Origin of the sequence: Williamsia sp. D3 (assembly GCF_000506245.1) — a bacterium.
GTDB lineage: Bacteria > Actinomycetota > Actinomycetes > Mycobacteriales > Mycobacteriaceae > Williamsia > Williamsia muralis.
This window is the reverse complement of record NZ_AYTE01000016.1, coordinates 99,832-125,047: the sequence shown is the minus strand read 5'-3', so window position 1 is coordinate 125,047 and position 25,216 is coordinate 99,832. Positions and strand designations below refer to the sequence as shown.

At 65.3% G+C, this 25,216-nt stretch carries 23 protein-coding genes and 1 pseudogene; 17 read left to right on the top strand and 7 right to left on the bottom strand.

The features are described from left to right. The first annotated feature begins 176 nt into the window (after positions 1–176). The 5 genes from ppk2 to W823_RS41345 all read left to right on the top strand — a co-directional run bounded on the left by ppk2 (position 177) and on the right by W823_RS41345 (position 4,928). A complete protein-coding gene (ppk2, locus tag W823_RS41360) occupies positions 177–1,145 on the top strand; it encodes a polyphosphate kinase 2 (RefSeq protein WP_023957554.1) in 969 nt (322 codons plus the stop codon). An 84-nt stretch (positions 1,146–1,229) separates the two neighbouring features. Further along, positions 1,230–2,054, top strand: coding sequence for a hypothetical protein (locus W823_RS41355; protein WP_023957552.1), 825 nt, complete (start codon positions 1,230–1,232; stop codon positions 2,052–2,054). Between the two features lie 47 nt (positions 2,055–2,101). After that, complete coding sequence (dinB, locus tag W823_RS41350; RefSeq protein ID WP_023957550.1) at positions 2,102–3,313, top strand: DNA polymerase IV; 1,212 nt, start codon at positions 2,102–2,104, stop codon at positions 3,311–3,313. Between the two features lie 95 nt (positions 3,314–3,408). Beyond that, positions 3,409–3,780, top strand: coding sequence for a hypothetical protein (locus tag W823_RS58095; protein WP_051406479.1), 372 nt, complete (start codon positions 3,409–3,411; stop codon positions 3,778–3,780). Continuing rightward, positions 3,777–4,928, top strand: coding sequence for a DUF2079 domain-containing protein (locus W823_RS41345; protein WP_051406478.1), 1,152 nt, complete (start codon positions 3,777–3,779; stop codon positions 4,926–4,928). The genes W823_RS58095 and W823_RS41345 overlap by 4 nt, the downstream gene beginning before the upstream one ends. A 14-nt stretch (positions 4,929–4,942) precedes the next feature. Here the strand turns inward: W823_RS41345 and W823_RS41340 are convergent, their stop codons facing one another. Continuing rightward, the gene (locus tag W823_RS41340) at positions 4,943–6,997 is read right to left on the bottom strand and encodes a prolyl oligopeptidase family protein (protein ID WP_031332101.1); all 2,055 of its coding nucleotides are present in this window, start codon (positions 6,995–6,997) and stop codon (positions 4,943–4,945) included. 110 nt (positions 6,998–7,107) lie between these two features. Between W823_RS41340 and W823_RS41335 the strand changes: the two genes are divergently transcribed. Together W823_RS41335 and W823_RS41330 are read left to right on the top strand one after the other, a co-directional pair. After that, positions 7,108–7,476: a YciI family protein gene (locus tag W823_RS41335; protein WP_023957546.1), complete on the top strand. Its 369-nt coding sequence runs from the start codon at positions 7,108–7,110 to the stop codon at positions 7,474–7,476. Beyond that, on the top strand, positions 7,467–8,696 hold the full coding sequence (locus tag W823_RS41330) for an RNA polymerase sigma factor (protein WP_023957544.1): 1,230 nt from the start codon (positions 7,467–7,469) through the stop codon (positions 8,694–8,696). The genes W823_RS41335 and W823_RS41330 overlap by 10 nt, the downstream gene beginning before the upstream one ends. A gap of 3 nt (positions 8,697–8,699) precedes the next feature. On the opposite strand, the gene W823_RS41325 is transcribed toward W823_RS41330, so the two are convergent. Continuing rightward, entirely contained in the window at positions 8,700–9,902 is a 1,203-nt protein-coding gene (locus W823_RS41325; RefSeq protein WP_023957542.1) for an NADH:flavin oxidoreductase, read from the bottom strand. Positions 9,903–10,082: 180 nt separating this feature from the next. Here W823_RS41325 and W823_RS58090 point away from each other — a divergent pair, with 180 nt between their 5' ends. The 3 genes from W823_RS58090 (at position 10,083) to W823_RS41315 (ending at position 12,647) form a co-directional block, all read left to right on the top strand. Continuing rightward, positions 10,083–10,247, top strand: coding sequence for a hypothetical protein (locus W823_RS58090; protein WP_161633999.1), 165 nt, complete (start codon positions 10,083–10,085; stop codon positions 10,245–10,247). A 98-nt stretch (positions 10,248–10,345) separates the two neighbouring features. Next, positions 10,346–11,731 (top strand): dihydrolipoyl dehydrogenase, encoded by a 1,386-nt coding sequence (gene lpdA, locus W823_RS41320; RefSeq protein ID WP_031332095.1) that lies wholly within the window; start codon positions 10,346–10,348, stop codon positions 11,729–11,731. 7 nt (positions 11,732–11,738) lie between these two features. Next, positions 11,739–12,647, top strand: coding sequence for a DNA-3-methyladenine glycosylase (locus W823_RS41315; RefSeq protein WP_023957536.1), 909 nt, complete (start codon positions 11,739–11,741; stop codon positions 12,645–12,647). A gap of 106 nt (positions 12,648–12,753) precedes the next feature. Here W823_RS41315 and W823_RS41310 read toward each other — a convergent pair whose 3' ends face one another. After that, positions 12,754–13,539 carry a DUF559 domain-containing protein gene (locus W823_RS41310; RefSeq protein WP_023957534.1) on the bottom strand — a complete coding sequence of 262 codons (786 nt, stop codon included), beginning with the start codon at positions 13,537–13,539 and terminating at the stop codon, positions 12,754–12,756. A gap of 68 nt (positions 13,540–13,607) precedes the next feature. On the opposite strand from W823_RS41310, the gene W823_RS58400 reads away from it, so the two are divergent. Continuing rightward, positions 13,608–13,868, top strand: coding sequence for a hypothetical protein (locus W823_RS58400; RefSeq protein ID WP_023957532.1), 261 nt, complete (start codon positions 13,608–13,610; stop codon positions 13,866–13,868). A gap of 48 nt (positions 13,869–13,916) precedes the next feature. Then, a pseudogene (locus W823_RS41300) lies at positions 13,917–16,024 on the top strand (RecQ family ATP-dependent DNA helicase). A gap of 25 nt (positions 16,025–16,049) precedes the next feature. Here W823_RS41300 and W823_RS41295 read toward each other — a convergent pair. Then, a complete protein-coding gene (locus W823_RS41295) occupies positions 16,050–17,480 on the bottom strand; it encodes an amidase (RefSeq protein WP_023957530.1) in 1,431 nt (476 codons plus the stop codon). 71 nt (positions 17,481–17,551) lie between these two features. Here W823_RS41295 and W823_RS41290 point away from each other — a divergent pair, with 71 nt between their 5' ends. Both W823_RS41290 and W823_RS41285 read left to right on the top strand, forming a co-directional pair. After that, positions 17,552–18,313, top strand: coding sequence for a FadR/GntR family transcriptional regulator (locus W823_RS41290; RefSeq protein ID WP_023957527.1), 762 nt, complete (start codon positions 17,552–17,554; stop codon positions 18,311–18,313). Further along, positions 18,303–19,004 (top strand): sterol desaturase family protein, encoded by a 702-nt coding sequence (locus W823_RS41285; RefSeq protein ID WP_023957525.1) that lies wholly within the window; start codon positions 18,303–18,305, stop codon positions 19,002–19,004. Before W823_RS41290 ends, W823_RS41285 begins: the two co-directional genes overlap by 11 nt. Before the next feature lie 26 nt (positions 19,005–19,030). On the opposite strand, the gene W823_RS41280 is transcribed toward W823_RS41285, so the two are convergent. After that, complete coding sequence (locus tag W823_RS41280) at positions 19,031–19,750, bottom strand: class I SAM-dependent methyltransferase (protein ID WP_081729733.1); 720 nt, start codon at positions 19,748–19,750, stop codon at positions 19,031–19,033. A 26-nt stretch (positions 19,751–19,776) separates the two neighbouring features. Then, a complete protein-coding gene (locus W823_RS41275) occupies positions 19,777–20,307 on the bottom strand; it encodes a carboxymuconolactone decarboxylase family protein (RefSeq protein ID WP_023957520.1) in 531 nt (176 codons plus the stop codon). Positions 20,308–20,506: 199 nt separating this feature from the next. Here W823_RS41275 and W823_RS57215 point away from each other — a divergent pair, with 199 nt between their 5' ends. Beyond that, complete coding sequence (locus tag W823_RS57215) at positions 20,507–21,925, top strand: ABC transporter permease subunit (protein ID WP_081729732.1); 1,419 nt, start codon at positions 20,507–20,509, stop codon at positions 21,923–21,925. Continuing rightward, on the top strand, positions 21,922–22,701 hold the full coding sequence (locus tag W823_RS41270) for an amino acid ABC transporter ATP-binding protein (protein WP_023957516.1): 780 nt from the start codon (positions 21,922–21,924) through the stop codon (positions 22,699–22,701). The genes W823_RS57215 and W823_RS41270 overlap by 4 nt, the downstream gene beginning before the upstream one ends. A gap of 17 nt (positions 22,702–22,718) precedes the next feature. On the opposite strand, the gene ramB is transcribed toward W823_RS41270, so the two are convergent. Then, positions 22,719–24,128, bottom strand: a complete 1,410-nt coding sequence (gene ramB / locus W823_RS41265; RefSeq protein WP_023957514.1) for an acetate metabolism transcriptional regulator RamB — start codon at positions 24,126–24,128, stop codon at positions 22,719–22,721. A 140-nt stretch (positions 24,129–24,268) separates the two neighbouring features. On the opposite strand from ramB, the gene W823_RS41260 reads away from it, so the two are divergent. Beyond that, complete coding sequence (locus tag W823_RS41260; RefSeq protein ID WP_152538044.1) at positions 24,269–24,979, top strand: hypothetical protein; 711 nt, start codon at positions 24,269–24,271, stop codon at positions 24,977–24,979. Positions 24,980–25,216 lie beyond the last annotated feature (237 nt).

Sequence of the window (25,216 nt, the reverse complement as noted above, 5' to 3'; positions counted from 1 at the left end):
ACTGCGGGGGCAGAAATCAACCCCCGCACCTCCATGCGAAGGGCGGCGCCGATCACGGTGTCGCCCTTTGCCCTGTCTGGATGCCGCGTCCGGCCCGTGTCGACCGTGACCGCTGGATCACCGCCAGTTCACCCTTCGGCCATGTAACAGCGGTGCGTCCGGTTTAGTTTGGAGAGGTGAATGAAATTCTGCGCCTCTCGGATTTCGGGCCCGACCACCCCGACGTCGGTCCCGACTTCAGCGTCGTCGCCGGCCGCGAGGCCCTCCAAAAGATCGTCGACCTCGCCGACACCACCCAGTTCCTCGTCGACGACCGCGATGATGACGATCCCCGCCTCCTGACCCTTCCCGGACGCAACGTCATCGACACCTGGCGTGAGGACTACCCGTACGACGAGCGCATGAGTCGCGACGAGTACGAGCTGGAGAAGCGGCTGCTGCAGATCGAGTTGCTGAAGTTCCAGAAGTGGAGCAAGCGCACGAGCAGCCGGCACGTGTTCGTCTTCGAAGGGCGCGATGCGGCGGGCAAGGGCGGCACCATCAAACGTTTCATGGAGCATCTGAACCCGCGCGGTGCCCGGGTGGTCGCGCTGGAGAAGCCGTCCGAGCGTGAGTCCACCCAGTGGTACTTCCAGCGATACGTGCAGCATCTGCCCGCCGCCGGGGAGATCGTCATGTTCGACCGCTCCTGGTACAACCGCACCGGTGTGGAGCGGGTGATGGGGTTCTGCACCGGCGAACAGCACGCCCAGTTCCTGCGGCAGGCACCGCTCTTCGAGGCCATGCTGATCGACGACGGTATGGATCTGGTGAAGTTCTGGTTCTCGGTGTCCCCGCTGGAACAGCGCACCCGCTTCGCGATTCGTCAGGTGGACCCGGTGCGTCAGTGGAAGTTGTCGCCGATGGACATCGCGTCGCTGGACAAGTGGGACAAGTACACCGCGGCCAAAGAAGAGATGTTCGCCGAGACCGACACCGAAGAAGCGCCGTGGATCGTGGTCAAGAGCAATGACAAGAAGCGGGCCCGCATCAACGCGATGCGGTACGTGCTCAACCTGTTCGACTACGACGACAAGGATGCCAACATCGTCGGCGAGCCGGATCCGCTCATCGTCGGCCGGGCACGCGATCTGCTGGGGGAGTAGACACCGATGGCACTCGCGAGTGGTCGTCTGACGGTCATGGCCTGCCTACCGCGGTTCACGCCGCCTGATCTGTAACCTGGGCCGGTGCGCTCCTTCCTTGCCGCAGTGCTGTGCCTGGTCGCCATCGTCGCGGCGGCCGTCGCCGTGCCCGCCTACTTCGTGAACGAGCGGGTTGTCGATCGTGACGGATTCCGGGAGACCGTGGCGCCGCTGGCCGACAACACGACCGTGCAGCAGTACATCGCCGACGAGATCACCGCCCAGGTTTCGTCGCAGGCGCCCCTGGTCCCCGATGGCCTGATCGCCCCGCTCGCCGACGCCTATACCAAGAGCGACAACTTCGAGCAGGACTTCGCCGACGCGATGATCCAGCAGCACGATTGGCTGTTCAAGGAGGCCACACCCGAAAGCGAGGGCGAGGTGATGTCCCTCGACCTGACGGCGATGGTCAACCGTGTCATCGCGGACGTGGGTTTCGGTGGCATCGAGATCAAGGGGCCGATCCTGGTGCCGCTGAGCGATTCTGCCCAGTCGGGACTCGAGGCGGGTCGGTACCACAATCTGGGCAACCAAATCGGTCTGCTCGCGATCAGCTCGTTGGTCATCGCGGTGGTCGCCACGGTGCTCGCCCTCGTGGTCGCACGACGGCGGGGCTTTGTGCTCTTGGCCGTGGGCTTCGGCGTGATCCTCGGCGGAATCGCGACGTGGCTCCTCGGGGAGGGCGTGCAACGACGGGCGCTCGATGAGGTCTCCGGCGCCGATGACTCGGCCCGCGAGGTCGCCGACATCATCGTCGACAAGGTCGTCGGTGACATGCAGGAGGTGGGTCTGATCGCCGTCGGCGCCGGCGTCGCCCTCGGTGCGGTGGGCCTGCTGATCTCGGTTGCGCTGGAGCGTCGCCGCTACTGACCCTGGCACTCGCTCCACGAAGGTTTGTCAGACTGGCATGCGAACATGTGTTCGTGTCCGAAGAGCCGCGGGAGCTGGCCAGCATCCTGCACGCCGACCTCGACTCCTTCTATGCCTCGGTCGAGCAGCGCGACCACCCTGAGCTGCGCGGCCGTCCGGTCATCGTGGGCGGTGGAGGCGTGGTCCTCGCGGCGAGCTACGAGGCCAAGGCCCGCGGGGTGCGCACTCCGATGAACGGCCGCGAGGCGGTCGCCCTGTGCCCGGACGCCGTCGTGATGCGGCCTCGGTTCGACAGCTACGTCGAGGCGAGCCAGGCAGTATTCGACATCTTCCGGGACACCACGCCCCTGGTGGAGGGCATCTCGATCGACGAGGCGTTCCTCGATGTCGGCGGTCTCTACCGGGTGAGTGGGTCACCGGCCGAGATCGGCGCCCGATTGCGCGAGCGGGTGAGGATCGAGGTCGGGCTGCCGATCACTGTCGGCATCGCGCGCACCAAGTTCCTTGCAAAGGTCGCCAGTGCGGTGGGAAAGCCGGACGGGCTGCTCGAGGTGCCGCCGGGTGGTGAACTCGAATTCCTGCACCCGTTGCCGGTGGAACGGCTCTGGGGTGTCGGGGCGGTGACATCGCGCAAGCTTCGCGACGCGGGCCTGTCCACCGTGGGCGACCTCGCGGCCGTTGGTCAGCCGACTCTCGCGTCGCTGCTCGGTCGCGGCGCCGGTTCGCACCTGTATGCGCTTGCGATGGCGCGCGATCCACGCCGGGTGGAGGTCGGGCGTCGTCGCCGGTCGATCGGGTCACAACGGGCGATGGGGCGGCGACCCAAAACTCAGGAGGATCTCGAGGCATCCATGGTGGGCATTGTCGATCGGCTCGGTAAACGCCTCCGTAAAGCAGAACGCGTGTGTCGCACTGTGATCCTCCGATTGCGGTTCGACGACTTCACCCGGGTGACGCGTTCACGAACTCTGTACGAACCCACCGACGGCACGCAGGTACTCATGACGGCCGCGCGTGCCCTGCTCGACGAAGCCATGCCGATGATTCGGGACAAGGGCTGCACGCTGATCGGGTTGTCGTTGACGAACCTCGACAGCAACGACTCCATCCAGCTCGCGCTGCCGTTCGACGAGCATCACCAGGAGAAACTGGACATCACCATCGACGGGCTCAGGGACCGTTTCGGTGCCGGGGCAGTGACGCGGGCAGTTCTCATCGGACGCGATCAGGGCATGGCCGCGCCGATGCTCCCCGACTGACACCGGCAAGGCGGGAGAGCTCGATCGGGGTCGGGGCCGTCAGCGCAAACACAGAATCTCGGGTTACGGTTGCTGAATGTCTTGGCAGGCGACCCATGGATGAGGTGACCGAGGTCCGCACAACCGGCACTGCGACAGACGTGTCGTCGCGGCGGCCGGACGGACCGGATCCCGATTCGTCGACCTCCACCGTGGGGAGTGGTTCGGCGCGGACGCGACTCGCCCACATGCTCGTCGCGGTCCGCACCCCGCCGTGGATCTTGGCGCTCGTCACGTTCGCCGTGTTGGCGGCGATCTACTGCCCGTATTCGATCCAGCGCCACGAGCGTTTCGGCTCCACCGGGTGGGACCTGGGAATCTTCACGCAGGCAGTGAAGGCCTACGGGCACTTCCGCGCCCCCGTCGTGCCGCTCGAAGGCACCGACGTCAACCTCCTCGGCGATCATTTCCAGCATGGATCGCTGTGATCGGACCGCTGTATCGGCTGTTCCCGACGCCGGTCACCTTGCTGGTCGTGCAGGGGCTGCTGTTCGCGCTCGCGGCGATACCGATCGTGCGGCTGGCCGCCAGACGACTCGGCATGGCGGTGGGGGTCTTCATCGCGATCGCCTACGGGCTGGCATGGGGGATCGCCCAGGCACTGGCGTTCGACTTCCACGAGATCGCGCTCGCGGTGCCCCTGCTGGCGTTCAGCCTCGTCGCCGTGGTGGAGGAGCGCTGGCGAGTTGCCCTGCTGTACGCCCTGCCACTCGTCTTCTGCAAAGAGGATCTCGGCGTCACGGTTGTGGTGATCGCTGCCGTCGTCGCGCTGCGATTCGGCCGCGTGTCCTATCGATGGGCCGTCGGCACCGCGATCTGGGGCGCCGCCTGGACGCTGATCGCGGCCAAGGTGATCATCCCGGCGATGGGGAGCGGCGACTACACCTACGAATCGAAGTTCGCCGACTCGCCCGCCGAGGGTGTGCGCGGATTGATCATCGGGGTGTCGCAGGGTGACGCGCGTGCCTCCACCGCATTTCTCCTGCTGGTGATCACGCTGTTCTTGGCTGTTCGCTCACCGATCATCCTGGTGGCAGTGCCGACCCTGACCTGGCGTTTCCTGAGCGTGAACCATCTGTACTGGGGCTTCGGTTTCCACTACAACGCGACGTTGATGCCCGTCATGATCGTCGCGATGCTCGACGCCTTGATCAGATTGCGGGGGCGGTCGATGTCGCAACGCACCGTCGTCGGCTTCGCCGCAGCGGCTGCGGCGATCGCGGTCGTCCTCGCCTGGGCCGGGCCCTTGGACCGGCTGACCGAACGCGACTTCTATTCACGCGGTGACCAGGCGCAGGCCGTCGACGAGTTCGGCGCGATGATCCCCGACGGCCAATCCGTGGCCACCACCAACAACCTGGCTCCGCATCTCGTCGCCGATCACGAGGTGACCCTGTTCCCGAAGCAGAAGCGTGATCGTTCCACCGCGCAGTGGATCATGGTGGACACCAACATCTCCGGCCTTTTCCCGGCCAACAAGGCCGACACCAACAAGGCGCTTGAGAAGATCGAGGACAGCGGGCAGTACGTGCGCGTGGCGGCCGACGACGGTGTGGTGTTGCTCAGACTCCGCTGACCGACCGGCCTGACTCATCCGCCCAATTTCTCCCACAGGAACTCGTAGGCGAGGGCTGACTTGAACGCGGCCTGCTTGTTGTCGGCGGCGCCGCCGTGCCCGCCTTCGATGTTCTCGTAGTAGCTCACCGAATGGCCGAGTTCCTCCATGCGTGCGACGAACTTACGAGCGTGGCCTGGATGCACTCGGTCGTCACGGGTGGAGGTGGTCATCAGAAGCGCCGGGTATGTCGCATCGGCCCGTAACAACTGGTAGGGCGAGTACTTGGAGATGAACTCCCACTGCTCGGGGTCGTCGGGGTCGCCGTACTCGGCCACCCACGACGCACCTGCCAGCAGCAGGTGGTAGCGCCGCATGTCGAGCAGTGGAACCTGGCAGACCAAGGCGCCGAACAGTTTTGGGTAACTGGTGAGCATCACTCCCATCAGCAGCCCGCCGTTGGAACCGCCCTGTGCCGCGAGCTTGTCCGCGGTGGTGAGTCCCCGGTCGACGAGATCCCTTGCCACAGAAGCGAAATCCTCGTACACCAGATGCCTGCCTGCGAGCTGGGCCTGAGTGTGCCAGGTGGGACCGTATTCGCCGCCACCGCGAATGTTCGCGATCACGTAGACGCCGCCGCGGGCGATCCAGTTCCGACCCGATATCGCGCCGTACGCGGGTGTCATCGAGTTCTCGAAACCGCCGTATCCGTACAGCAGGGTGGGGCCCTGCGACACATCGTTCCGTTTGATCACGAAATAGGGGACCCGCGTGCCGTCGTCCGACGTCGCGAAGTGTTGCGATGCGGACACCGCGGACGCGTCGAACAACTCGGGCGATTGTTTGATGGGGGCCACTCCGTCGGTGCTCGACCCGTGCAGCAGGCTGGGTGGCGTGGTGAAACTGCTTGCCGACAAGAACAATTCGTCGCTGTGGTCGGGGTCGGTGTCGAGTACGGAGATGGTGGCCAGCTCGGGCAGACCGGGCAGCTCGGACACCGACCAATCGGTCACGCTCAGCAGACGGAGTTCGGTCTGCACGTCGCGCAGGGTCACCAGGACCAGATGGGCGGAGGTGAACGAGAAGTTCTGCAGGCTGGTGTGCTCGTCGGGTGCAAAGAGCACGGTTCCCGCGCGGTCGCCCGCAAGGTACGACGGGTAGTCGAACACGACCAAGGTGCCGGTCGGATGAGTCAGATCGTCGTGGAGTTCCCACGGCGATCGGGTGAACACCAGCAACCAGTCGCGGTGAACGCTGGTGTGCGCGTCGGTGGGGACGTCGATGAGGGTGGGCTCGCCGCCGGTGAGCTCGTAGAACTCCTGATTGAAGAAGTCGGTGGACCTGATCAGGAAATGTCGTTCGAACCCGATTGTGTCGTCGTACATCGCTTGTACCGCAACATCACTCGTCGCGCCCGTGTACACCGTCTCGGCTTCCTCGAGTGAGGTGCCGCGTGACCAGCGCTTCACCACCCGCGGATATCCCGAGTTGGTCAGGGACGACTCGCCGTCGGGCTGATCGCCGAAGTCCGTGCCGACATAGACGGTGTCCTCATCGATCCAGCTGATGTCGGATTTGTTCTCCGGGAGCTCGAAACCGCCGTGATCGGCGGTGATCCAGGTGCGCGTACGCAGATCGAACTCGCGGACGACCGACGCGTCGGCGCCCCCTCTGGACAGCAGGATCAGCGCCCGGTGATGGTCCGGACGTAGGACGAGTGCGCCCTTCCACACCCAGTTCTCGCCCTCGTCGGCGGCAACCGTGTCGAGGTCGATGAGCACGTCCCACTCGGGTGAGTCGGTGCGGTATTCCTCGAGGGTCGTCCGGCGCCACAGCCCCCTCGGATTCTTCGCATCACGCCAGAAGTTGTAGAGGTGCTCGCCGCGGCGTCGTACGTAGGCGATGCGGTCGTCGGTGTCGAGCACCTCCAGCGCGGCAGCCTCCAGGTCGGCGAACCGACTGCTGGTGGTGAGGGCCTCGATCGTGGGCTGATTGTGCTCGCGCACCCACGTCAGAGCGTTCTCGCCGGTTACGTCTTCGAGCCAGAGATAGGGATCGGTGTCGCTCACCGGACCCAGTCTGCCGCACATGCCGTCCGTGCCCCGCAACTGATCTGTCGATTCAGCCCCATCTCGATCGTCATCGCTGTGCACGACCGCCAGATCCACCACACTGAGACTGCAGAACACAAGGAGATCCCATGCGTTACTCGCTACTGATGAACTACGCCGAGCCGAACCCGGGGGAGGTGTCGGAGGAGAACATCGCCGAAGCCCAGCGGGCCTTCGGGGTGTACGCCCGTGCCCTCGAATCGGCAGGGGTGCTGATTGCCGCCGAAGTGCTCGCCTCCACGGCCGCGACGACAACGCTCACTCTCAGAGACGGCGGTCTGCAGATCCAGGACGGACCGTTCGCCGACACCCAGGAAGCTCTCGCCGGAGTGTTCGTCATCGACGTCCCCGACCTCGACGCTGCGCTTGCCTGGGCGGAGAAATGCCCGGGCGCACAGTTCGGGGTGATCGAGATCCGCCCTGCCGCCACGTCTTTCGTCGATGGTTCGTGGACCTGAGCACAGAACCGGCGAAGGTGCTGGCGGCAGAGGCAGCCCGCACCTCATACGGTCGCCTGGTCGCACTACTGGCCGCTGCCGATGGGGATGTTCCCGCTGCCGAAGACGCGCTGGCCGACGCATTCGAGCGAGCCCTGTCGCGCTGGCCCGTCGATGGCGTGCCGGCCAATCCCGATGCGTGGCTGCTGACCGTCGCCCGCAACCGCAGAAGGGACCAGTGGAGGTCGGCGGCCGAACGATCCACCACCACCCTCGATCCGATTCGCGACGCCCAGGTCCACATCGACCACATCGATCCCGACGAGATCGAAGACCGCCGGCTTGCCCTGATGATGGTGTGCGCTCATCCGGCGATCAACACCGCCATACACACGCCACTCATGCTGAACACGGTGCTCGGTTTCACCGCCGATCAAATCGGTCGTGCGTTCTCCGTGCCGACCCCCACGATGGCGGCCAGGCTGGTACGTGCCAAACGGCGAATCAAAGCGGCGCGCATTCCGTTTGTCATACCTGATGCGGCAGCGCTGCCATCACGGATGGCGGCAGTGCTCGAAGGCGTCTACGGCGCGTTTGCCATCGACTGGCACAGCGCGGGCACGGCGACACGCGACTCGCTGACCGCCGAGGCGCTCCACCTCGCCGAGACCCTCAGCGCACTGGTGCCCGACGACGCCGAAGCCCACGGCCTCGCGGCTCTGATCAACTTGTCGAGTGCCCGGTTGCCGGCCAGATTCGACGTCCGCGGTCGGCTGGTGCCGCTGGCCGAGCAGGACACGACCCGGTGGGACCAGCACCTGATCGATCGCGGGATCTCGCATCTCCACGCGGCGCACCGCATCGGAGAGCTCGGACGTTTCCAGCTGGAAGCGGCGATCAGCTCGCTGCACTGTGCTGGAAGGGTCTCTGGGACGACGGATTGGCCGGCCATCCGGGATCTGTACCGCGTCTTGCGTGCCGTGGCGCCGACCCTCGGGGGTGTCGTCGCGTTGGCAGCGGTCACGGCCGAGGTCGATGGCGCGCAGGCTGCCCTGACCATGCTCGACGACCTCGGCGACACGACCGGCCACTTTCAGCCGGCGTGGTCGACCCGGGCTCATCTGCTCGAACAACTTGGACGCGCGGATGAATCGGCGGCCGCCTACGACAAGGCGATCTCGCTGACAACCGACCCGGCCGAACGCGCATATCTCCTGGCCCGGCTCGCCCGACTCACGTGAGCGTCAGGCCGGTGCCACGACATTGCCGTGCGCAACCCGTTCACCGGTGCGGATGGGACACCGGGTATGGGAGTAGATGGTCGGCATACACAGATTGCAGTGGATGCACTGCGACACCGTCGACGGATCGGCTTCGATGCGCAGTGGCAGATCGGGTTCGCGCAGCAGCGCGCGGCCCATCGCCACGAACTCGAAGCCTTCCGCCATGGCCGTGTCCATCGAGGCGCGGTCGGTGATGCCGCCGAGCAGGATCAGCGGCATGGAGACGGCCTCACGCAACTGCCGGGAGAGCGGCAGGAGGTAGCCGGGGTGGTAGTCGTACTCCTTGAGGAAGAAGGGGCCGACGGCCTTGAGCCCCCACCGCATCACGCCCTTGAACGAGGCGGCGAACTCCTTGCGGGGAGCATCGCCGTGGAACAGATACATCGGATTGAGAAGAGAACTGCCCGCGGTCGGTTCGAGGGCGTCGAGGTGCCCGTCGGATTCGAGAAGTCTGCCTACCTGGCACGCTTCATCGACCTGCAGACTCCCGGGGAAGCCGTCGTACATGCTGAGCTTCGCCCACACCGCGGCCTCATCGCCGACCTCATCGCGTACCGCCTCGGCGATCTCGCGGCAGAACCTGGCGCGGTTCACCAGGGATCCGCCGTACTCGTCGTGGCGACGGTTGAGCAGTGGGCTGAGAAAACTGCTGGCCAGATAGTTGTGGCCGAAGTGGATCTCGAGGCCGTCGAAACCGCTGTCCACCGCTATCCGGGCCGCGCGGCGAAACTTCACGAGCATCGATGCGATGTCGTCGGTGGTGACCTTGCGGCACAGGGTCATGCCCATCGGCGCGGGAATCCGCGACGGCGCCAGGGCCTTGGCTTGATTGGAGATGGGGTTGGCCACTGGCCCCGCGTGACCCAATTGAGCTGCGGCGAGGGCGCCTTCGGCGTGAATCGCCTCGGTCAGCTTCTGTAGCCCGGGCATTGCCTCCGGTCGCATCCAGATCTGGTGGCGGTCGGTGCGTCCCTCGGGCGACACGGCGCAGTAGGCAACTGTTGTCATCGCGACCCCGCCGGCTGCCACTTCCCGATGGAACTCGATCAACTCGGGCGTGACCAGTGCCTCAGGCGTGGCGCCTTCGAAGGTGGCGCACTTGATCAAACGATTCTTCAGTCGCAGGGGACCTAGCGAGGCTGGTTCGAACGGTGTGGGCTGCACCCTTGGGACGGTAGCGCGGTTTGGGATCGCAAACAAGAACACGTTCTAGTTGGCTTTGCCTGATGATTCAATCCGTGTGCCGCCGGGCACCGAATCCTTGCTGAGACGATTTCATGGTGTCGGCGAACGGCCGTGGACACAGGGCGATGTGCCGCACGCGCACCCAGCAGGAGCATGCAGATGAGTTCACAGCGAGATCGAGGGCAGGACGGTCGGGACGACGAGCAACGCCGGTCTGTGACCGATCTCCCGTTCGACCCCGGTGTCGACGACGCGGTCGCGGACACCGACGACGCCGACATGCCCAAGCGTCCTGACCGTTGGCTGTGGATCCCGACGTGCTGAACGCCCGCTGTGGCCGCGCTTGTTCGCTCTGAACGAAGACGGCTCCGACTAGGGGTATCCGTCAGCGCCCGCAGGTGCGGCGACGTAGGGTGGACGTCGTGGCTGAACACTTTGACACAGTTGTCCTCGGCGGAGGTCCGGGAGGTTACGTCGCCGCGATCCGGCTGGCGCAACTCGGACAGAAAACCGCAGTAATCGAAGAGAAGTATTGGGGCGGGGTGTGCCTCAACGTCGGATGCATCCCATCCAAGGCGTTGCTGCGTAACGCAGAACTCGCGCACGTCTTCAATCATCAGGCCAAGATCTTCGGGATCTCCGGCGACGTCACCTTCGATTTCGGTGCTGCGTTCGACCGCAGCCGCCAGGTCGCGGACAAGATGGTCAAGGGCGTTCACTTCTTGATGAAGAAGAACAAGATCACCGAGATCGACGGTTTCGGGGAGTTCACCGACGCGAAGACGATAAAGGTCGGCGACCGCGAGATCACGTTCGACAATGTGATCATCTCGGTGGGCGCCACCGTGAAACTTCTTCCCGGCGTCGAGCTGTCGGAGAACGTGGTCACCTACGAAGACCAGATCCTCACGCGTGAGCTGCCCGACTCGATCGTCATCGTCGGCGCCGGCGCCATCGGTATGGAGTTCGGCTACGTGATGGCGAACTACGGGGTCGATGTCACCATCGTCGAGTTCCTCGATCGGGTTCTGCCGAACGAGGACAAGGACTCGTCGAAGGAACTCGCCAAGGCGTACAAGAAGCTCGGAGTCAAGATCCTCACCTCCACCCGGGTGCAGTCGATCGATGACCAGGGCTCGCAGGTGGTCGTCAAGTACACCGACTCCAAGGACAAAGACGGGGAGCTCACCGTCGACAAGGTGCTCATGTCGGTTGGCTTTGCACCGCGTCTGGACGGCTACGGCCTCGACAAGACGGGGGTCGAGACGACCGATCGTGGCGCCATCGCGATCGACGATCACATGCGGACCAACGTCGACGGCATCTACGCCATCGGCGATGTCACCGGCAAGCTGATGCTGGCGCACGTCGCCGAAGCGCAGGGTGTGGTGGCCGCCGAGACCATCGGCGGCGCCGAGACGATGATCATCGACGACTATCGGATGATGCCGCGCGCCACCTTCTGCCAGCCGCAGGTCGCCTCGTTCGGACTGACCGAGGAGCAGGCGAAAGAAGAAGGTTACGACGTCAAAGTGTCCACCTTCCCGTTCACCGCGAACGGCAAGGCGCAGGGGCTCGGCGAGCCGACCGGCTTCGTCAAACTCATCACCGACAACACCCACGGTGAGCTGATCGGCGGGCACCTCGTGGGCGACAACGTCTCAGAGATGCTGCCCGAGCTCACGCTGGCCCAGAAGTGGGATCTGACGGCAACCGAGCTGGCGCGGAACGTGCACACTCACCCGACGATGTCCGAGGCGATGCAGGAAACCTTCCACGGTGCCATCGGGCACATGATCAACCTCTAGACATCTCATGTCGATCGTAGGGCCCGGCGAGATCTCGCCGGGTCCCACGCTTTTGTCCCGCGAGTGGATTCCGCAGGGGCCGTTGAACATTCGTGCGACCTTGAGTCTGCATCGTCGCGGTAGCGGTGATCCGTCGTTCAAGTACGCCCCGAACGGGTCGATCTGGCGGGCGATTCACACTCCCGACGGGCCCGGCACACTGGCCGTGTCGCGGCGGGGCGAGTCGGTGATCGGCAGGGCGTGGGGGCCCGGCGCAGGGTGGTTGCTCGACCAGATGCCCCGCATGCTGGGCAGCGAGGACAACGCCGACGAGTTCGTCGCGCATCACGATGTGATCGCCGGGCTGGCACATCAGGGTCAAGGGCTGCGCATCGGCCGCACCGACCGGGTGTGGGAGGCGCTTGCGGCAGCCGTCCTGGAGCAGAAGGTGACCGGCCGCGAAGCCTGGCGGGCCTGGCGGTACATCGTGCGCAAGTACGGCGAACCCGCGCCCGGCTCGCCGAGCATGAAGGTGCCGCCGCCGCAGCAGGTGTGGCGCGAGATCCCGCAGTGGGAGTGGCACGCCAGCGGTGCCGAACCGGCCCGGCGCAAGACCATCGTCCGGGCCGCGGGTTACGACGTTGAACGCAAGGCCGACAAACTCCACCTGCTCCGAGGGGTCGGGCCGTGGACGGCCGCCGAAACGAGAGTTCGCGCGGTCGGGGATGCCGACGCGGTACCGGTCGGGGACTATCACATCCCCTCCCAGGTGGGCCATACGCTGATCGGTGAGGCGATCGACGACGACCGCATGCTGGAACTGCTCGAACCCTATGCGGGACATCGCTATCGGGTGATCCGGCTCATCGAGTTGTACATGCCGATGCCCGCCCGTCGCGGTCCGCGGATGTACACACGCGATTACCGCAACATGTAGCCCCGACCGTGCCGATACCCCCGCCGACCGTGCCGAAACCCCCGCCGACCGTGCCGAAACTCCCGTCGAGCGTGCCGAAACTGCCGTCGACCGGGCCGACGAACCGTCAGCGGTAAGCGCCGCAGGCACGCAGCGCGGTCTCGATCTCATCAACAAGATCTTGGGGATACTCGCGTAGACGTTCTGCGGTGACCCGGATGATCGTCCATCCCAACCTGGCAAGTCGGCGATCCCGCTGTTCGTCGTGGTGCTTCTGCTCGGTCGAACTGTGGAACTCGGCGCCGTCGAACTCTATGCCGAGTTTGAATCGTCGATACCCGAGGTCAAGACGTGCGAACGCCACCCCGTCCGAGTCGTGTACGACGATTTGCGATTCCGGCCGCAGCAATCCGCCTTCGACGATGAGCAAGCGCATCCAGCTCTCAGGAGGTGACTCGGACGCCGGATCAATGTGTGGGATCAGCGCCCGAATCTGTCGGATACCTCGGGTGTCGGGATGGTCGGCCACGTAACGCCACAGAGCCTTCACGTCGAGACCGGTCGACTTGACCAGGTCGTCGAGATGACCGAGGGCTCGCCACCTGGGTGGCCGTCGGCCCAGGTCGTACGCAGTCCGGATCGGGTTCGTGACCCTCAGTCCGTCGATCGTTGTGACATCGGTGGGCGCCAGATCAGAGCGATGTACGCGAACACCACCTCGATGACGTCCCTGGCCGGTCGAGTTCCTGCAGATCTCGATCGGCGATTCGTCGTCGTACCAGTTGACGCCGTGCAGGAATGCGGCCGACAAACCGAAGACCACGGCCCCTGGGCCCGCGCGAAGGACCGCCCCCTGAATACCGTCCAAAGGGCCCAGCTTCTTGGCCGGACTGATCCGGACACCGCGATGCATCCGCCGAAACTCCCTGTCTACGAGGGCCTTCGAGATTCCGCCCGTACGAGCAGCATCCGGTCCCCAGAATGGTCGATCTCCAAGTGTCATTTCGCATGGACGTCATCGCCGGCCTGCTGGTTCCTCCGATAGGCCGTGACGACTTCCGGGCTACCGCTCAGGAGTCACCGTTCGATGCGAACTTGGGCCCGGTCGACGGGCGTTTCGGCACGGTCGGCGGGTATTTCGGCCCGGTCGGCGGGCTTTTGGGCCCGGTCAACGGGTGTTTGGGCACGGTCGGCGGGGTTTTAGGCCCGGTCGACGGGCGTTTGGGCACGGTCGGCGGGTGATCTGGCGCCGATAGAGGCGTTGTCGTAGAAGCAGGGCACGATGGGGCAATGACCACGGGAACCGGAACCACAGCCACGCGCGCGCAGGCCCAGGAGATCCTCGAGCAACTGGCAGGCCCGGCCGCGACGTTGCGCGACGACCAGTGGACCGCGATCGAGGCGCTGGTGGTGCAGCGACGCCGCGCACTGGTGGTGCAGCGTACGGGCTGGGGAAAATCCGCCGTCTACTTCATCGCTGCCAAACTCCTGCGCGCCGAGGGTCGCGGCGCCACGGTCATCGTCTCGCCGCTGTTGGCCCTGATGCGCAACCAGGTTGCGTCGGCAGAGCGGGCCGGTGTCAAGGCCGCGACCATCAACTCGGGCAATGTCACCGAATGGGACGACATCCACCAGCGGGTGGCCGAAGGTGACCTCGACGTCCTCCTCGTGAGTCCGGAGCGCTTGAACAACCCCGACTTCCGCGACAACGTGCTCCCGTCACTCGCCGCCGACGCCGGGCTCGTAGTGGTGGACGAGGCGCATTGTGTGTCGGACTGGGGCCACGACTTCCGGCCTGACTACCGGCGGATCCGCACACTGGTTGCCGAACTGGGTACGGACGTGCCGGTGCTCGCCACCACCGCGACCGCCAACGACCGGGTGGTCGACGACGTGGCCGCCCAGCTCGGGGTGGGTGGCGGCGACACGCTGGTGCTGCGCGGTGGCCTCGACCGCGAGTCGCTGCACCTGTCGGTGGTGAAGGTCGCGACCTCGGCCGAGCGGGTGGCTTGGCTTGCCGCACACATCGGTTCGATCGAAGGATCGGGCATTATTTATACGCTCACCGTCTCGGCGGCCCGCGATGTGGCAACACTGCTCACCGACATGGGCCATCAGGTTGCGGCCTACACGGGATCCACCGACGCGGCCGAGCGGGAACAGCTCGAGGCCGACCTGCTCGCCAATCGGGTGAAGGCCTTGGTGGCCACCTCGGCCCTCGGCATGGGATTCGACAAGCCGGACCTCGGCTTTGTCGTCCACCTCGCGCGCCGTCGTCGCCGATCGCCTACTACCAGCAGGTCGGCCGAGCGGGCCGCTCCACGGCGAGCGCCGAGGTGATCCTGTTGCCGGGCAGCGAAGATCAGGAGATCTGGCGCTACTTCGCGTCGGTGGCCTTTCCCCCGGAAGCATTGGTGCGCAGAGTCATCGAGGCGCTCGACACCGAGCGACCACAATCGACACCTGCGTTGGAGCCGCTGGTCGACCTCGGGCGGTCGCGGCTGGAGATGGTGCTCAAGGTACTCGACGTCGACGGGGCGGTTCGGCGGGTCAAGGGCGGCTGGCTGGGTACCGGCCAGCCCTGGACGTACGACGAGGCGCGGTACGAGAAGCTCGAGCAGGCACGTCGCCGCGAACAGCAGGCGATGCTCGACTACCAGGACACCAACGGGTGCCGGATGGCGTTCCTGCGGGAACAATTGGACGACCCCGAACTGGAGTCGGGCAGCAGGTGTGGACGGTGCGACAACTGTGCCGGACAACGCTATTCGGCCGACGTCGACCGGGCAGCACTGGATGCGGCCCGCGACCAGTTGCAACGGCCGGGCGTCGAACTGGCCCCACGCAAGCAGTGGCCGTCGGGAATGAAGAAGCTCGGTGTGGAGCTGTCCGGCAAGATCAAAGACGGTCCCGAGATGGGCCGGGTCATCGGCCGTCTCACCGACCTGGGCTGGGGCGCGCGCCTGCGCCGGCTGCTCGACGAGCCGGACGCTCCGGCCCCGGACGAGGTGATCAAGGCGGCTGTCGCAGTTCTGGCAGCCTGGCCGTGGCAGAACCGGCCCACGGCCATCATGGGGCTCGACTCTGACACCCACCCGATCCTGATCGGTTCGGTCACCGACCGCTTGTCGGAACTGGGCCGGCTGACCAATCTCGGCACGCTGCGGTACGCGCCCGACCGTCGGCCGGTGACTGCCGCCAACTCCGCATATCGCGTTGCCGCACTTGCCGAGTCGTGGGTCGATCCAGACCCGGCAGTGCTCTCCGAAGTGGCGGGGCCGGTGCTGCTGGTCGACGACATCGCCGACACCGGATGGACCTTGACGATGGCCGCACGCCAGGTACGCCGGGCCGGTGCGAGCGAGGTGCTGCCGTTCGCCCTGGCAAGTGTGAGCTAGTCGCCCTCCGGGTTGCTGAGGTGGCTCAGCCGGTTGCCTGCACCTGGTCCTGGATACGGGCAAAGGGACGCGCTGCCTCGAGCTCGAACGCCAACTCCAGCAGGGTTCGTTCGTCACCATGTGCCGCCGAGAAGTGCACGCCGATGGGCAAACCGCCGGTGGTGCGACCCAGCGGTAGTGACATGGCCGGTCCACCGGCGGCGTTGTTCAACGGGGTGAAACTCACGTAGTTGACCAAACGCGGGAACATCACGTCGAATCCGGCTGCGGGGGAGAGGTATCCGAGCTCCGGGGTGGTGTGCCCGAGAACCGGCGACAGCACGATGTCGAGGTCGGTGAATGCCTCGCGGTACTGGCGCTCGCTTTTCTTGAGGCCACGGATCGACAACGGCGTCAGCCATGGCCGGCGAACGAATTGCCGCGCCAGGCCTTTGGTCAGCGAGTCCGTCTTCGACTTGTCGAACGGAGAGCCGGTCACCCGACCGCCGAAATGCTGGGTGGAGAAAGCCATCAGAGCCCAGTAGTGGATGAAGTCGCGAACAAAGGTCTGATCGGTGGGAATCGTGATGTCGCGGACGTCGTGACCCAGAGATGCCAGCAGCGCTGCCGCGTCGTCGACGGCCGATTTGGTCTCTGCGTCGGTGGGCTCGCCTGCGATGGAATCGGTGATCAATCCGATCCGCAGACGCCGCTCGGAGGGGCCTTCCACCTTGCCCACGCGGGGCAACTTCGCGGCGGGCCGGAACTGTTCGATTGCTGCGACGAACGCAGCGGTGTCGCGCACGGTACGGGTCACCGCGTTGTTCGACACGATGTCGACCGGCATCTGCTTGCCCTGCAGCGACTGCACCTCGCGGCCGCGCGTCAACTTGAGGCCGACCAATCCGCATGCGGCAGCCGGGATACGGATCGACCCGCCGCCGTCGTTGGCGTGAGCGATCGGCACCACGCCTGCAGCAACTAGGGCGGCCGACCCGCCGGATGAGGCACCGGCGGAATACGCGGTGTTCCACGGATTTCGGGTGGGCGGCAGGTGCTGGAATTCGGTGGTCGCGTTGAAGCCGAACTCGGGCAGGGTGGTCTTACCGAGCATCGTCATGCCCGTTGACAGGTATTGCTCGGCGTACGGCTCCGTGGTGGCCTTGACCTTCGGGTGAACGGCTTCGGAACCGTGGCCCGTCGGCAGGCCTGCGATATCGGTGTTGTCCTTGATGAAAGTCGGGACCCCAGCGAAAACCCCGCCGGTAGGCCGTTCGGAAGCAGTGCGCGCGCGGTCGTAGTCCGTCACCACGATCGCGTTGAGTGCGGGGTTCACCTTCTCCGCGCGGGCGATGGCGGCGTCGGCTGCCTCGCGCGCGCTGATCTCACCTGCGGCGATCGCTGCGGCCAGTGACGTGGCGTCGTGTTCGCCGAGTGCGTCGTCGGTGAACGCGTGGACGTGGGTTCGGTCGGTCATGGGCTCACGCTAGCCCACCGATATTGGTAAGACCACTTGACCAATAACCAGAGCGCTTCTATCGTCGGACCATGCCGTTCGAACCGATCAAACATCGCAGCGTGCCCGAAGACGTGTACGAACAGATCGTCGACGGAGTGCTCAGCGGGGATCTGCCCGCAGGCCAGAACCTGCCCAGCGAGCGGGAGTTGGCCAGAGTGCTGGGAGTGTCGCGACCCGCGATTCGTGAGGCCATGAAGCGTGTGGCCGCGGCCGGTCTGGTCACCATCCGGCAGGGTGGGGGCACCACGGTCCAGGACGTCAGAAGGTTCGGCGGGCTCGATCTGCTTCCGCGACTGCTCTTTCGAGGAGGCGAACTCGATGTATCCGTGGCCCGCTCGGTGGTGGAGGCCAGGGCGCACATCGGACCCAAAGTGGCCGAACTGGCTGCCCAGCGTGCAAACGCCAGCCAGATAGCCGCGGCGCGGTCGGCGGCGCAGAAGCTCGCCGACACCGCAGAGCCAGTGGCCCAACAGGTTGCGGCGCTAGATTTCTGGGACGCGGTGGTCGACGGTGCCGATTCGATCACCTTCCGGCTCTTGTACAACACCATGCGGGCCGCTTACGAACCGGCGTTGGCAGCGTTCGCGGTGGCACTGGCTGACGAAGTCGGCAACGCCGACGGGTATCACGCGATCGTCGAGGCGATCGCGGATCGCGATCCTGCGGCGGCCACCCAGGCGGCCGCCACCCTTCTCGCACCCGCCACATCGATCTTGATGTCGGCGTTCGGAGACATGGAGACCTTGCTGCGCGAGGGAGAAAGCGATGCGGAGGACACCGATGACATCTGACCGTCGAGCCCACGACCGGGTTCGTAAAGACGAGCAGGGGCGATCGAGCACTCGCCGTGGACTGACCCTCGGGGCCGCGTTCGGCGAGTTCGTGCGACATCCCACACCGTGGATGATCACGGTGCTGTTGGTCGGTTCCGGTACAGTCCGCGTGCTGGTGGCCGATTGGCAGTGGACCGATGCAGTGATACCGGCGGTGATGGTCGCGTCGTTCCCGTTGGCGGAGTGGATCATTCATATCGGTGTTCTCCACTGGCGCCCGAGATCGGTCGGTCCGCTGAAGGTCGATTCGCTGCTCTCGCGCAAACACCGTGAACACCACCGGGATCCGCGGAACATACCGCTGATCTTCATTCCGTGGCAGGTGCTCTGCGTCGTGATCCCGGTCGCAGTCCTGATCGGCGTCTTCGCGTTCGGACCGCTCGGGCTGGGACTGACATTCCTGACCACGCTGGGTGCGCTGGGGCTGGTCTACGAGTGGACGCACTATCTGATCCATACCGACTACAAGCCGAAAAGCCGTCTGTACAAGGCGACGTGGCGCAACCACCGGTTTCATCACTACAAGAACGAGCACTATTGGTTCACCGTCACCACCTCCGGTACGGCCGATCGGCTGCTGGGGACGGACCCTGATCCCGAGTCGGTCGAGAAGTCACCGACGGCGAAAAACCTTCACGCTCTGAGTTGACCCCGTTGTCCCGGCGCTCGAGGTGTTCAGCCGGGTTTGCGCGCAGTGACGTACTGGGCCTGGCCGGTGACGGTCTGTTCGATGTCGACAAGACCGGCTGCCCGCAGTCGGTCGGTCACCTCGTTCCGCTCGAAGAGGTGGTAGCCGCTCCGGCCGGCGACCAACGACACACCCGGAAGCGATGTGAGTGGGGTGCGCAGCGAGGTGAAGACCGCGACCTCGCCCTGCGGCGCCGTCACCCTGGCGAGCTCATCGAGCACCACACCGGGGTCGGGAACGAGGTAAAGAGCGGCCAGGCAGCAGACGGTGTCGAAAGTGCCGTCGGGAAAAGGTATTTCGTGTGCGTCGGCGCGTATGTATGCCACTCGCGGACCGCTGTTGGTGCGCACCGCCCGTTCGATCATCGGAACCGAGAAGTCCAGACCCACGCACACTCCCTCTCCGGTCAGCTGATCGGACAGTGTGCGGGTGTAATTGCCGGGGCCGCATGCCACATCGAGGATGGCGCGGTCGCCGGCGCGGCCCAGACGCGCAACCAGTTGCCGGTCGAACTCTTTTGTGGACGTGCCGCCCAGGCTGAACAGTCGGGTGAACACCGGCCGCCATGCCCGCTCATAGATGGTGGCGAACACCGGGTTCTGCATGATCGACAAGCTGGTGCTCGCAGCGGGCTCGGGCGGCCCCAGGAGGTCGAGGTAACCCGGGCTGTCGTCGATGGGCCCGGGCACCCGCCCCGGGTCGAGCATGCCGCGAACCTTGTCGGTGGCGGCGCTCAATGGTCACGCTCGATACGCAACGTTCCGATCGTGGTGGCCAGCGAATCGTATTGACCGACGAGCAGGACGAACTCGATGAGTCGGCGGTCGTCGAGATGCGCCGACAGCTCTTTCCACGTCACGTCGCTCAGGTCCTTGGTACCCACCAGCTCGTCGACCGCGCGCAGCAGCGCCAGTTCTTTGCCCGACCATCCCGCGTCCGGCCCCTGGAGGATCCGCGAGAACTCCGCCTCGTCGATGCCTGCTCGCTTGCCGAGACGCTTGTGATGGTCGAGTTCGTACTCGCAGGTGCGTAGATGAGCGGTTCTGATGATCACCAGTTCGGTGTCGTGCCGAGCGAGTGAGCCGAACGGCATCATCTTCGCCGAATAGTGCAGCCATCCACGAAAGAGGCCCTTGCCGCGGCCCAGCGTGGAGAACAGGTGCATGTCCGACAGGCCGAGGGTGCGCGCGGCACCCTTGCTGATCACCCAGTTGAACGGTCCGAGCTGACGAAGGTTTCCGGGGTCGATCCGTTGTGAACTCACCAAGCCAACCTATCGGAGTGCCGCCGACCCGAGTCGCACACAATCATTTGAGATCCTGAAAGCGTCGCCGGCATTCGGTGCACCTGAGTGGTCGCCGAGCGGGGCTTTCGGGCAGAGTTGATCGGGGCGGCTTGATGATCGAGGAGTGGAGCGACTCGTGCGTCGGATACTGATCGTGGTCGGGGCCGCGCTTGCGGCCATGGCCGTTCTTGCCGGGTGCGGCGGCGGCGATGTCGGTGGTTTTGCCGAACTCGAGAAATCAGGTGTGCTGCGGGTGGGAACCGAGGGCACGTACCCGCCCTTCAGCTACCACGACTCCCAGACCGGCGAACTGGTCGGCTACGACGTCGACGTCGCAAAGGCCGTGGGCGACAAGCTCGGTCTGCGGGTGGAGTTCGTCGAGGTGCCCTTCGACTCGATCTTCGCCGCCCTCGAGGCCGACCGCTTCGATGTGGTGGCCAATCAGGTCACCATCACCGACGAGCGCAAGGCGAAATACGACCTGTCGGAGCCCTACGCGATCGGAGAGGGCGTGATCGTCACCCAGGCCGACGACACGTCCATCACGTCGCTGGCCGACCTCCGGGGCAAGACCACCGCGCAGACGGAGACCAGCAACTGGGCCGGGGTGGCACGAGACGCCGGGGCAACCGTCGAGTCGGTGGACGGTTTCACCCCCGCGATCAAACTGCTCAACCAGGGCCGCGTGCAGGCCACGGTCAACGACAGTCCCTCGGTGCTCGCCTATCAGGCCACCACCGGCGACACCAGCATCAAGATCGCTGCGAACATCGGGGAGCGCTCTGAGCAGGCGTTTGCCGCCCGCAAGGACAGCGGACTGCTCGACAACATCAACGGCGCGCTGGACGAGCTCCGGGCGGACGGAACCCTCGAAGAGATCTCGCAGACTTATCTCGACGCCAATGCAGCCGGCACGGCCGAGGAGAAGACAGCACCGAGCACGTGGGAACTCATCGCCGACAACCTCTGGCCGATGGCCAAGGCCACCATCACCGTCACCATCCCGCTGACGGCGATCAGCTTCTTCTTCGGACTGGTCATCGCGCTCGGCGTGGCACTGGCGAGGATGTCGAGGAACCGGGCCATCTCCTCGGTGGCCCGGATCTACATATCCCTGATCCGAGGCACCCCGTTGCTGGTGCAGCTCTTCATCATCTTCTACGCACTGCCCGAATTGAACATCCTCATCAATCCGTTCCCGGCCGCGGCAATTGCTTTCAGCCTCAACGTCGGTGGCTACGCTGCCGAGATCATCAGGGCCGCCATCGGCAGCATTCCCAAGGGCCAGTGGGAGGCCGCGGAGACGATCGGGATGGGCTACACCACCGCCCTCCGACGCATCATCTTGCCTCAGGCTCTGCGCACGGCTGTTCCGCCCCTCTCCAACACTCTGATCTCGTTGGTGAAAGACACATCGCTGGCCTCGACCATCCTGGTGACCGAGCTTCTACGGACCGCGCAGATCGCGGCAGCCCCCGCCTTCGAGTACTTCGCCCTCTACGGCACCGCCGCCCTGTATTACTGGATTGTGTGCCTTGCACTGTCCTTTGCGCAGGGACGCCTCGAGTTCCGACTGGACAGGTTTGTGGCCAAATGACCGATCTCCGTAAATCCCAGCCCACCGGCGACCTGGTCACCGTCACCGGTCTCTCCAAATCATTCGGCGACAACCACGTGCTCCGGGGCATCGACTTCACGGTTGCAACCGGATCGGTCACCACGCTGATCGGCCCGTCCGGCTCAGGCAAGACGACCATCCTGCGCTCGCTCAACGCACTCGACATCCCCGACGGCGGCCAGGTCTCCATCGCCGACGTCGCCGTCGACTTCGACGCACCGGTCGCAAAGCCGCTGCTGGCCCGGTACCGGGCGCAGTCGGGCATGGTGTTCCAGGGACACAATCTGTTTCCGCACAAGACAGTGCTGGAGAACATCATCGAAGGCCCGACGATCGTGCAGAAGCGCCCGCGCGACGAGGTCATCGCCGAGGCCAACGCATTGCTCGAGCAAGTCGGCCTGACCGACAAGCGCGACCAGTACCCGCATCAGCTGTCCGGAGGTCAACAGCAGCGCGTGGGAATCGCCCGAGCGCTTGGACTCAAGCCCAAACTGATGCTGTTCGACGAGCCCACGTCAGCTCTGGACCCCGAGCTGGTGGGGGAGGTGCTCGGGGTGATGAAAGACCTTGCTGCACAGGGCTGGACGATGATCGTGGTGACCCACGAGATTCACTTCGCGCAGAAGGTCGCCGACCAGGTGCTGTTCGCCGACGGCGGGGTGGTGTTGGAGAAGGGGCCACCTGCTGAGGTGGTCGGCGCACCCAAACACCAACGGACCAAGCAGTTCCTGCGGCGTATTCTCGACCCGGTCTAGGTCCTGGCGGCTCGGGTTCAGCGCACCAGGTACGGCGAGACGGTGCTGCGGTGCTCGTCGATGTCGAGCTTGACCCCGAGCGCAGGGAAGGCTCGCTGCGGGCAATTGACCCGTTCACAGACCCGGCACCCGGCACCGATCGGGGTCACGTTGGCCTGCGGACCGATCTCGAGACCGTCGGAGTACACGAGCCGCGCCGCATGACGTTGCTCGCAACCCAGCCCGATGGCAAAAGTCTTGCCGGGCTGGCCGAATCGCGCCGCCCGCCGCTCGACGGTGCGCGCCACCCAGAGGTAGTTGCGACCGTCGGGCATCTGGGCGATCTGGATCTGGATCTTCCCCGGCGAGCCGAACGTCTCGTACACGTTCCACAGCGGGCACGTGCCGCCGCTGTTCGAGAAATGGAAACCGGTGGCGGACTGTCGTTTCGACATGTTGCCGGCGCGGTCGACGCGCACGAACGTGAACGGCACACCGCGCAGGTTGGGGCGCTGCAGAGTGGACAGCCGATGGCAGATCGTCTCGTACGACACCGAGAAGAACGCCGACAGTCGTTCGATGTCGTAGCGATAATCCTCTGCGGCACCGTGGAATTGGGAATAGGGCAGCACCGCGGCGGCAGCGTAGTAGTTCGCCATCCCGAGTAGGGCCAGCCGCCGGGCCTCGTCCGAGGTGAAGTTGCCCTCGTCGACCATCTGACGCATGAGGTCGCCGCACTCGAGGTGCCCTAGTTCGGCTGCCAGTTTGAACACCCGCTGTCCCTGCGAGAGGTGCCCCGAGATCTCCAGACGTCGTGTGGCCGGGTCAAATCGGTGCAGCACGGTGTCGCCCAGGTCGACGCGTCGCACGATCTGTACCCCGTGCACCGTCTGCAGTCTGTCGGTGATCTCGTGCCGAATGTCGCCTGAGTGCATCCGCATGCGGGTGGTGAGTTCCTCGGCGGCGGTGTCGAGCTCGTGGAGGTAGTTGTGACGCTGATAGAAGTAGTCGCGCACCTCTTCGTGCGGTGCGCTGATCGAACCGCGCATGCTGCCGTCGCCCCGGTCGTCGGTTGCGGCGGCGAGTTGATCGGTGGCGATCCGATATCTGCGGTGCAGGTTCACCATGGCCTTGGCGAGTTCGGGATGGCTGGCAACCAGATCGGTGATCTCTTGAGCGTCGGCGCTGGCGCCCACGTCCTCGTCCATCACCACCTCACGCACCTCGGCGATCAGTCGCGCATTGTCCTGAGAATCGAAGAACGAGGTGTCGACGCCGAACACCTCGCTGATCTTGAGCAATACGGGAGCGGTCAGAGGTCGTGCGTCGTGCTCGATCTGGTTGAGATACGACGGGGAGATGTCCAGTGACTGCGCCAGGGCAACCTGGGAGATGCCGCGCTCGGAGCGCAGCTGTCGCAGTCGGGCGCCGACGTAGGTCTTGGGCATTCTTCTAGCGTAGGCGGCTCGCGACCGACGGCAGGTGTGCCGGAACGAGGTCGACCAGCGAGTTGTCCGGATGGATGCGCTGCGGCGGCCGTGCTGACGTGGTCGCCGCTGGCACTGTCTGACCTGTCTAATCTGTGGGGGTGTTGCGCAGACGAGCGGGTGCAGGCGTCATCGTCCTGACGGTGCTGGGCCTGATCAGTGCCGGATGCGGCGACAATTCGACAGACGATGGGCCCGCATCGTCGTCGTCGGAGGAACCGACGAGTCTTGCGGAGAAGTTGCTGCCCGCCCGTGAGTTCCCGGACGGATACCAACCGACTGAGTTGGGGATCGTCGATCTTCGCGACCAGAATGCGGCCGCCCTGGCCGCGGCGCAGACCGCCGTGTTCGAACCGGCGCAGTGCCGGCCCACCGCGGACGCCGATCTCAACGAACAACTCGATGCGGGCAACGCCGCGGTGTCGGCACGCCAGTCCCCGGTCGGGAACACGATCACCGAGCTCGTGACCACTGCGGTCCGAGACATCGACGCCGATGTCCGAACGAGCTCCGGCGCGTGCGCCAGGGTCACCGTCACGATCACCCAGGGGAGCACTGCGGGCACCACGGTGGTGACCGACAACCAGCGGCTGAGCCCGCCGCCGTTGCCGACGTCAGTGTCGTTGCTGGTGAGGTCGACCGCGACAACGACGTATCCCGGTGGCCGTACCGACGTCCAGCAGACCTTGGCCGGCTATGCAGTTGTCGACGGGACAACGGTGCAAGTGGTGGCCATCTCGTCCGAGGGTGGGATGAGCGACCTCGGCTTCTCGGACTTGTTCAAGCGCGCGGTCCTTCGCGCTGCGGCCTGACCCTGTGGCATCGGCCGGGCACAGCTCGTGTCCGGTTCTGTGTGTGATTGTGGTCACCGTATCTTCGTTGCTGCCGGTGGCCGGCGCGGGCTGAGTGTTGCTTGCGGTCACAGGAATCGAGTGGGAGGCCCCGCAGCAAAATCCCAGTACGCGCGTACTTTTTGCGTACTGGAGAGTAGTTAATTCAGGCCGGTTCACAGCCTGATCTTCGCAAAGTTTGCAAAACCGTGGGAAAAG

Coding starts and splice junctions, on each gene's coding strand:
- W823_RS58090 (WP_161633999.1), top strand. CDS start 10,083: ATGAGTTCACAGCGAGATCGAGGGCAGGACGGTCGGGACGACGAGCAA.
- ramB (WP_023957514.1), bottom strand. CDS start 24,128: ATGCCCAAGACCTACGTCGGCGCCCGACTGCGACAGCTGCGCTCCGAG.
- W823_RS41295 (WP_023957530.1), bottom strand. CDS start 17,480: ATGACCGACCGAACCCACGTCCACGCGTTCACCGACGACGCACTCGGC.
- W823_RS41315 (WP_023957536.1), top strand. CDS start 11,739: ATGTCGATCGTAGGGCCCGGCGAGATCTCGCCGGGTCCCACGCTTTTG.
- W823_RS41280 (WP_081729733.1), bottom strand. CDS start 19,750: ATGCTCGACCCGGGGCGGGTGCCCGGGCCCATCGACGACAGCCCGGGT.
- W823_RS41290 (WP_023957527.1), top strand. CDS start 17,552: ATGCCGTTCGAACCGATCAAACATCGCAGCGTGCCCGAAGACGTGTAC.
- W823_RS58095 (WP_051406479.1), top strand. CDS start 3,409: ATGGATGAGGTGACCGAGGTCCGCACAACCGGCACTGCGACAGACGTG.
- W823_RS41285 (WP_023957525.1), top strand. CDS start 18,303: ATGACATCTGACCGTCGAGCCCACGACCGGGTTCGTAAAGACGAGCAG.
- W823_RS41310 (WP_023957534.1), bottom strand. CDS start 13,539: ATGCATCGCGGTGTCCGGATCAGTCCGGCCAAGAAGCTGGGCCCTTTG.
- W823_RS41270 (WP_023957516.1), top strand. CDS start 21,922: ATGACCGATCTCCGTAAATCCCAGCCCACCGGCGACCTGGTCACCGTC.
- W823_RS41335 (WP_023957546.1), top strand. CDS start 7,108: ATGCGTTACTCGCTACTGATGAACTACGCCGAGCCGAACCCGGGGGAG.
- W823_RS41340 (WP_031332101.1), bottom strand. CDS start 6,997: ATGTGCGGCAGACTGGGTCCGGTGAGCGACACCGATCCCTATCTCTGG.
- W823_RS58400 (WP_023957532.1), top strand. CDS start 13,608: ATGGTCGATCTCCAAGTGTCATTTCGCATGGACGTCATCGCCGGCCTG.
- W823_RS57215 (WP_081729732.1), top strand. CDS start 20,507: ATGGCCGTTCTTGCCGGGTGCGGCGGCGGCGATGTCGGTGGTTTTGCC.